The 8,107-nt window shown below is 72.1% G+C and carries 7 protein-coding genes; 5 read left to right on the plus strand and 2 right to left on the minus strand.

Annotation, left to right across the window (positions count from 1 at the left end; genetic code table 11):
• The coding region (locus tag AB0C29_RS22835; RefSeq protein WP_360823362.1) for a hypothetical protein at nucleotides 1-208 on the plus strand (208 nt) is incomplete at its 5' end.
• Nucleotides 209-241: 33 nt separating this feature from the next.
• Nucleotides 242-1,129, plus strand: coding sequence for a tRNA pseudouridine(55) synthase TruB (gene truB, locus AB0C29_RS22840; RefSeq protein ID WP_360823365.1), 888 nt, complete (start codon nucleotides 242-244; stop codon nucleotides 1,127-1,129).
• Here the strand turns inward: truB and AB0C29_RS22845 are convergent.
• Nucleotides 1,126-1,548 carry a response regulator gene (locus AB0C29_RS22845; RefSeq protein ID WP_360823368.1) on the minus strand — a complete coding sequence of 141 codons (423 nt, stop codon included), beginning with the start codon at nucleotides 1,546-1,548 and terminating at the stop codon, nucleotides 1,126-1,128. The genes truB and AB0C29_RS22845 overlap by 4 nt on opposite strands.
• On the minus strand, nucleotides 1,545-4,232 hold the full coding sequence (locus AB0C29_RS22850) for a response regulator (RefSeq protein ID WP_360823371.1): 2,688 nt from the start codon (nucleotides 4,230-4,232) through the stop codon (nucleotides 1,545-1,547). The genes AB0C29_RS22845 and AB0C29_RS22850 overlap by 4 nt, the downstream gene beginning before the upstream one ends.
• An 80-nt stretch (nucleotides 4,233-4,312) precedes the next feature.
• Between AB0C29_RS22850 and AB0C29_RS22855 the strand changes: the two genes are divergently transcribed.
• The 3 genes from AB0C29_RS22855 to AB0C29_RS22865 form a co-directional block, all read left to right on the plus strand.
• Complete coding sequence (locus tag AB0C29_RS22855) at nucleotides 4,313-5,257, plus strand: bifunctional riboflavin kinase/FAD synthetase (protein WP_360549790.1); 945 nt, start codon at nucleotides 4,313-4,315, stop codon at nucleotides 5,255-5,257.
• Between the two features lie 136 nt (nucleotides 5,258-5,393).
• Entirely contained in the window at nucleotides 5,394-5,663 is a 270-nt protein-coding gene (rpsO, locus tag AB0C29_RS22860; protein WP_023561775.1) for a 30S ribosomal protein S15, read from the plus strand.
• Between the two features lie 194 nt (nucleotides 5,664-5,857).
• The coding region (locus AB0C29_RS22865; protein WP_360823373.1) for a polyribonucleotide nucleotidyltransferase at nucleotides 5,858-8,107 on the plus strand (2,250 nt) is incomplete at its 3' end.

Below are 8,107 nucleotides of genomic sequence, written 5' to 3' on the forward strand. Positions count from 1 at the left end.
CCTCGGCCTGACCAGCGCCCGGCGGGTGGCTGAGGCGCAGGCCGGGCCGGTCCTCCGGCTGACCGGCGCCGGGCGGGCGGCGCACGACCGGGTCGCCGAGCGGGTGCGCACGTTCCGGGCCCGCGTCACCGACGGCCTGTCCGAGCAGGAGTACGCCACCCTGGTCACCCTGCTCGAGCGGGTCGCCGGCAACCTCACCCCGGCCTGACCCGCGACCGGGCCGGTCTGGTTGGGTGGAGCCGTGAACGTGGACGGGCTCATCGTTGTGGACAAGCCGGCCGGGATGACCTCCCACGACGTGGTCGCCCGGATCAGGAGGCTGGCCAAGACCCGGCGGGTGGGGCACGGCGGCACCCTCGACCCGATGGCCACCGGCGTGCTGATCATCGGGGTCAACCGGGCCACCCGGCTGCTCACGTACGTCATCGGCGCCGGCAAGAGCTACACCGCCACCATCCGGCTCGGGCAGACCACGATCACCGACGACGCCGAGGGTGATGTCACCGCCACCGTCTCCACCGCCGGGGTCACCGAGGCGGCGATCCGGGCCGGGCTCGCCGCGCAGACCGGTGAGATCGAGCAGGTGCCCAGCGCGGTCAGTGCCATCAAGGTCAACGGGCAGCGGGCGTACAAGCGGGTCCGGGACGGCGAGGAGGTCGAGCTGGCCGCGCGCAAGGTCACCGTCTCCCGGCTCGAGGTGCTGGCCGTACGGCGCCCCGACGAGGGTGACTTCGTCGACGTGGACATCGACGTCACCTGTTCCAGCGGCACCTACATCCGGGCCATCGCGCGGGACCTCGGCCGTACCCTCGAGGTCGGCGGGCATCTGACCGCGCTGCGCCGCACGGCCGTCGGTGATCTCACGCTCGCGTCCGCCGCCACCCTCGCCGAGCTGGAGGAACGCGCGCCCGACGTGATCTCGCTGCCGCTGGCCGAGGCGGCCCGGCGGGCCTTCCCGCAGCGGGAGGCCGACGCCGAGGAGACCCGGGTGCTCAGCCACGGCGGCCCGCTGCAGCCGGTCGGCATCGAGGGCCCGTACGCGGTCTTCAACACCGCCGGCGACGTGCTCGCCATCGTCTCCGAGCGCGACGGCAAGGCGCGCGTCGAGATCGTGCTGGCCCCGGCTTAAGAGCCCTGGCTGTCGCGCCGGGAGAGGTGCTCGGCCACCGTCGCGACGAGATCCGCTGCCGCGTACGGCTTGTCCAGGAAGCCGTCGCAGCCCGCCCGCAGCGCCGCTTCCCGGTCCTGGGGGAGCACGCTCGCGGTCACCGCGACGACGGTGGGCCGGGGGCGGCCCGCGGCGACCGTGCCCGCCGCCAGTTCGCTCGCCAGGGTGAGGCCGCTGCCGTCGGGCAGGTTCATGTCCAGCAGGATCAGGTCGATGTCCTCGGCACCGAGCTGGGTACGCGCACTCGCCAGCGTCGACGCGTCCAGCACCTCGGCGTCGCGGACGGCGGTGATCTGGGCGCGGGCCAGCACCGCCTTGACCAGGGTCCGGTTCAGCTCCTCGTCCTCGACCAGCAGGATCCGGGGGTTCTCGGCCGTCACGGAATCTCCTTCGTGTCCTTCGTGGCGGTGCCGGACCCGGCGCCGGTGTCGGCCTTCGTGCCGGTGCCGGATCCGCCGAGCAGCGGGGCCAGGGCTTCCCAGCCGGCGCCGCCGGCCATCGCGGTCGCCACCACGCCGCCGGCCATCGCCGTGGCCACCAGCGGGGCCGCGTCGCCGGGCTCCCGCAGCTGGCCCGCCGCGGCGGTGAGGCCCAGCACCGGCGTGTGCCGGGTGGCCGGGTCCTGCTCGATGGCGGCCAGCATGCTGAACCCGTCCACCTCCGGCGACTGCATGTCGCAGACGATCAGGTCGAAGTGGCTCTCCCGGCTCAGCGCCAGGCCGTCGCGCCCGTCGGCGCAGGCCACCACGTCGGCGCCGCCCGCGCGCAGGCCGTCCTCGATCGCCTTGCGCACCTCGTCGTCGTGGTCGACGACCAGCACCCGCGGCACCGGCCGGTGCGCGATCTTGCGGGCCAGCGCGCCGAGCAGGGCCGCCTGGTCGACCGGCTTGACGAAGTAGTCGTCGGCGCCCAGGGCCAGTCCGGCCTGCCGTTCGTCGATGATGGTGGCGAAGAAGACCGGGATCTCGGCGAGCCGCGGATCGGCCTTGAGCCGGCGGATGACCTCGAAGCCGTCGATGCCGGGCAGGGCGACATCGAGCACGATCGCGTCGGGCGGGTGGGCCCCGGCCGCGGTCAGGCCCGCCTCGCCGGTGCCGGCCACCTCGACGTGGTAGCCCGCGCTGACGAGCTGGGTGCTGAGCAGCTCCGCGGACTGCGGGTCGTCCTCGATCAGGAGCACCCGGGCGCCGGCGTCCGGGCCCTGGTCGAGCTGCAGGACCGGCGCGGCCGGCAGCCGTACGGTGAACGCACTGCCCTGCCCCGGCGTGGAGATCAGGCTGATCTCGCCGTCGTGCGCCTCGACCAGCCGCTTGGTCAGCGCGAGCCCCAGGCCGGTGCCCGCCCGCTGCCGGTCCGGGTCGCCGACCTGCTGGAACTCCTCGAAGACCCGTTCCAGGTCGTCCTCGTCGATGCCCACCCCGGTGTCCGCGACGGTCACCTCGACGAGGTCGCCGGACTGGCCGACCGTGACGGAGATCGCGCCGTCGTCCGGGGTGAACTTGATCGCGTTGGACAGCAGGTTCTCCACGATCTGCCGGAACCGGACCCGGTCCACCAGCGCGGTGGCCTCCGGCAGCGTCGTGGTGACGGTCAGGTTCTTGGCCGACAGCAGCGGGGCCAGGCCGGTCAGCAGCTCGCTCACCGCGGTGTCGACCCGCAGCGGGGCCAGCCGCAGCTCCAGCCGGCCCGCCTCGACCTTGGCCAGGTCCAGGATGTCGTTGATCAGGCCGAGCAGGTGCCGCCCGCTGGTGTGGATGTGGTCCACCCAGTCGGCGGGCACCCGGCGCCGGTCGCCGTCGGGCTCCTCGAGCCGCATCAGATCGCTGAAGCCGATGATCGCGTTCAGCGGGGTCCGCAGCTCGTGGCTCATGTTGGCCAGGAACGAGCTCTTCGCCTGGCTGGCCCGGGTCAGCGCCTCGACGGAGGTGCTGAGCTCGGCGGCCAGCCGGCGGTGCGCCGCGGTGACCGCCTGGCGTTCGGCCAGCACGCCCGCCTGGCCGCCGAGCGCCGCGAGCAGCCGCAGGTCGTCGTCGCTGAACAGGCTGCGATGACGGTTGAACAGCAGCACCGCCCCCTCGGCGTCCGGCGGCACCGGCATGCTCAGCACGGTCACGAAGTCGTCGCCGAGGTCGTCGCCGAAGTGGGCGACCAGGGTCGCGTCGCTGTCGCGCAGCCGGGCCGGCTGGCCGGCCCGGATCAGCGCGGTGATGTCGGCGAAGCCCAGGCCGTCCGGCGCGGCCGTCCGGGGACCGGCGTACGCGGCCGGAGCGAGCATGCCGTCGGCCCGCGGCATCAGGACGGCCACCGCGTCGGCGCCGGTCTGCGCCCGCATGATGTCGGCGTAGATCTGCCAGACCTGCTCGGCGGACTCGGCGGGCGCCCGCAGCAGCCGCTCGGTGACCGACTGGGCGGCCGTGGCGGAGAAGGACCGGCGCAGCCAGTTCGGCGGCACGAAGGCGATCAGGTAGCCGAACCCGCAGACCAGCGCCAGGACCCGGTTGGCGGTGTCGAACACCGGGCTGGTGCCGGGCACCGCGGCGATGCCGATCAGCACGATCATCAGCCCGAAGGCGGCGGTCGCGCCGGCCGCGATCATCAGCCGGGCCCGGTTCGCGCCGGTCCGGGTCCGGGCCTTGCCGAACAGCAGCGCCGCCGCGATGAGCTCGGCGATCAGGAACGACGTGACCGCGGTCAACAACTCGGCCGGGCGCAGCGGGCGCGGCGCGAACGCCAGCCAGGCGGCGACCACCGCCTGCACGATCAGAACGGTTCGCTGGAGCCGGACGGGCACCGACCGTAGCCGGGCGGCCAGCCGGACGGTGAGGTACGGCTGGGCCAGCAGCGCGGTCAGCGAGACGGCGTTGACCCACAGCGGCAGGGCCTCGCCGTTGATCCGGCGGGCGATGTCGACGCAGAACAGCACCGTGCAGGGCGCGAACACCAGCGTGACGTCGCGCTGCAACGGGTCGCGCCGGTGCAGGTAGCCGACCAGGGCGCGCAGGAAGAGGACGGCGAAGGTGAACTCCGCCGCTAGCAGGACGAGGGGGCTCCAGTCAGCGCGCATATCAGGACTAACTGTAGCGTTTCAGGCAGTCGTGGAGACCGATACGCTTACCCCCGGACACTCCAGGAAGGTAAGTGGAAATGCAGCGGTGGCGCGGGTACGAGGCCGTACCGGGCGGGTTCGGCCGATCGGTGGTGACCATCGGCGTCTTCGACGGCGTGCACCGCGGCCATCAGGCGATCATCGGGCACACCGTGAAGCGCGCCCGGGATCTCGGCCTCCAGTCGGTCGTCGTGACCTTCGACCCGCACCCCGCCGAGGTGGTCCGCCCCGGCTCGCACCCGGCCGTGCTCACCGAGCCGGTGCGCAAGGCCGAGCTGATCGAGCAGCTCGGTGTCGACGCCCTCTGCGTGGTGCCCTTCACCCCGGCGTTCTCCCAGCTCAGCGCCGAGGCCTTCGTGCACGACGTGCTGGTCGACGCGCTGCACGCCGCGGTCGTGGTGGAGGGGGACAACTTCCGTTTCGGCCACAAGGCGGCCGGGGATCTGGCCATGCTCACCCGGCTCGGGCGCACCTTCGGCTTCACGGTCGAGGAGGCGCCGCTGGTCGCGGAGCAGGATCTGGTCTTCTCGTCCACGTACATCCGCAGTTGTGTCGACGCCGGGGACGTCTCGGCCGCCGCCGCCGCGCTCGGCCGCCCGCACCGCCTGGCCGGCGTGGTCGTCCGCGGTGACCAGCGCGGACGGGAGCTCGGCTTCCCGACCGCCAACCTGATGTGTCACCGCTATGCGGCCATCCCGGCCGACGGGGTCTACGCCGCCTGGCTCATCCGCGGCGGCAAGCACGGCGGCCCGCAGCCGGCCTCGGTCTCGGTCGGCACCAACCCCACCTTCTCCGGCCGCGAGCGCCGGGTCGAGGCCTACGTGCTGGACTTCGCCGGCGACCTGTACGGCGAGCGGGTCAGCCTCGACTTCGTCGCCCACCTGCGCGAACAGCGGGTCTACACCGGCATCGAGCCGCTCGTCGCGCAGATCCGTGAGGACGTCGAGGAGACCCGGCGGCTGCTCGCCCGGCCGCAGATCTGAGCGGCTGATAAGCTTTCCGTGACGTCGGCTATTCCGACGACCGGACTCGCCTGCCTGCCCGACGCCGCGGGCCGCGAGCCCGCCCCAGCAGGGGCGGGACACCGTATGAAATCGGCAACACAGAATCACGGAGAACATGGCGCTCGACCAAGAGACCAAGACCAAGATCATGACCGAGTACGCGACCCTCGAGGGCGACACCGGGTCGCCCGAGGTGCAGGTCGCGATGCTCACCAAGCGGATCGCCGACCTGACCGAGCACCTCAAGGTGCACAAGCACGACCACCACAGCCGTCGTGGTCTGCTGCTGCTGGTCGGCCGTCGCCGCCGCCTGCTGAACTACGTCCAGAAGAAGGACATCGCGCGCTACCGGACGCTGATCGAGCGTCTCGGCCTGCGCCGCTGATTCGACGGGGGGAGTGGCCGCCTGGCCGCTTCCCCCGAGCTTTACCCACGGACCCGCGCGGCACCAGGCCACCGGCCCCGGTCCTCGGTAGTGGTTCCCGAGCAAATCAATCTCGGGTACTTCGATCGAAGACCGGCCAGCCTCTTCCGCGCTGTGTGAACCGCCGGGTCCTCGACGAAGGAGTACCGCACCACATGACAGAGCAGAAAGCTCTCGGCACCGAGACTCGCACCGCCGTCATCGACAACGGGTCGTTCGGCACCCGCGAGATCACTTTCTCCACCGGCCGGCTGGCCCGCCAGGCCGCCGGTTCGGTCATCGTCCAGCTGGGCGAGACCACCGTGCTCTCCGCGACCACGGCCGGCAAGCAGCCGAAGGAGCACTTCGACTTCTTCCCGCTGACGGTCGACGTCGAGGAGCGCATGTACGCCGTGGGCCGCATCCCCGGCTCGTTCTTCCGGCGTGAGGGCCGTCCCAGCGAGGACGCCATCCTCACCTGCCGCCTGATCGACCGGCCGCTGCGCCCGTCGTTCACCAAGGGCCTGCGCAACGAGGTCCAGGTCGTCGAGACCGTCCTCGCGCTCGACCCGCAGCACCCGTACGACGTCGTCGCCATGAACGGCGCCTCGATGTCGACCAAGCTCTCCGGCCTGCCCTTCAGCGGCCCGGTCGGCTCCACCCGGGTCGCGCACATCGACGGCCAGTGGGTCAACTTCCCCACGCTGGAGGAGCTGGCCCGGGCCACCTTCGACATGATCGTCGCCGGCCGGACGCTGCCGGACGGTGAGGTCGCGATCATGATGGTCGAGGCCGAGGCCACCCCGCAGGCGCTGAGCCTGATCGCCGCGGGCGCGCCGAAGCCGACCGAGGAGGTCGTGGCCAGCGGTCTCGAGGCCGCCAAGCCGGCCATCCGCGAGCTGTGCCGCGCGCAGAACGAGCTGGCCGAGGTCGCCGCCAAGCCGGTGCTGGAATACCCGGTCTTCCTGGACTACCAGGACGACGTGTACACCGCCGTCTCGGACGCCGCCAAGGGCGAGCTCGCCGAGGCGCTGAAGATCGCCGGCAAGGCCGACCGCGAGGAAGCCCTCGACCGGGTCAAGGCCAAGACGGTCGAGCTCGTCGGCCCGCAGTTCGAGGGTCGCGAGAAGGAGATCAGCGCGGCGTTCCGCTCGGTCACCAAGTCCGAGGTGCGCAACCGCGTGCTCCGCGAGCAGGTCCGCATGGACGGCCGCGGCCCGCGTGACATCCGTCCGCTGACCGCCGAGGTCGGCGTGCTGCCGCGCGTGCACGGTTCGGCGCTCTTCGAGCGGGGCGAGACCCAGATCCTGGGTGTCACCACGCTGAACATGCTGCGGCTGGAGCAGTCCCTGGACACGCTGTCCCCGGACAAGTCCAAGCGCTACATGCACAACTACAACTTCCCGCCGTACTCGACCGGTGAGACCGGCCGGGTCGGCTCGCCGAAGCGGCGCGAGATCGGCCACGGCGCGCTGGCCGAGCGGGCCCTGGTGCCGGTGCTGCCGACGCGCGAGGAGTTCCCGTACGCGATCCGCCAGGTCTCCGAGGCCCTGGGCTCGAACGGCTCCACCTCGATGGGTTCGGTCTGCGCCTCGACGCTGGCCCTGCTCAGCGCCGGTGTGCCGCTGAAGGCGCCGGTCGCCGGCATCGCCATGGGCCTCATCTCCGACGAGGTCGACGGCAAGACGGAGTACGTCACGCTGACCGACATCCTGGGCGCCGAGGACGCGTTCGGCGACATGGACTTCAAGGTCGCCGGCACCCCGGAGTTCGTCACCGCGCTGCAGCTCGACACCAAGCTCGACGGCATCCCGTCGGACGTGCTGGCCGCCGCTCTGCAGCAGGCCCACGACGCCCGCACCACGATCCTCGGCGTCATGGACCAGGCCATCAACAGCCCGGCCGAGATGAGCGAGTACGCCCCGCGGGTCACCAGCGTCAAGATCCCGGTCGACAAGATCGGCATGGTCATCGGCCCGAAGGGCCAGACGATCAACGCGATCCAGGACGAGACCGGCGCGGACATCTCGATCGAGGACGACGGCACGATCTACGTCGGCGCGACCAACGGCCCGGCGGCCGAGGCCGCGGTGGAGCGGATCAACGCCATCGCCAACCCGACGATGCCCAAGGCGGGGGACAAGTTCCTCGGCACGGTGGTCAAGACGGCCGCGTTCGGCGCGTTCATCTCGCTGCTGCCCGGCCGCGACGGCCTGCTGCACATCTCCAAGGTGGGCGACGGCAAGCGGGTCGACAAGGTCGAGGACTTCCTCAACGTCGGCGACAAGGTCGAGGTCTCGATCGCGGACATCGACAACCGCGGCAAGATCTACCTGGACAAGGTCCGCCCCGAGGGTGCCGAGGCGCCCGCGGACGCGCCCGCCGCCGCCGGTGGCGAGGGCTCCGAGGGTGGCGGCCGCCCGCCG

It is taken from the genome of Actinoplanes sp. NPDC048791, assembly GCF_040650095.1.
Lineage (GTDB): Bacteria > Actinomycetota > Actinomycetes > Mycobacteriales > Micromonosporaceae > Actinoplanes.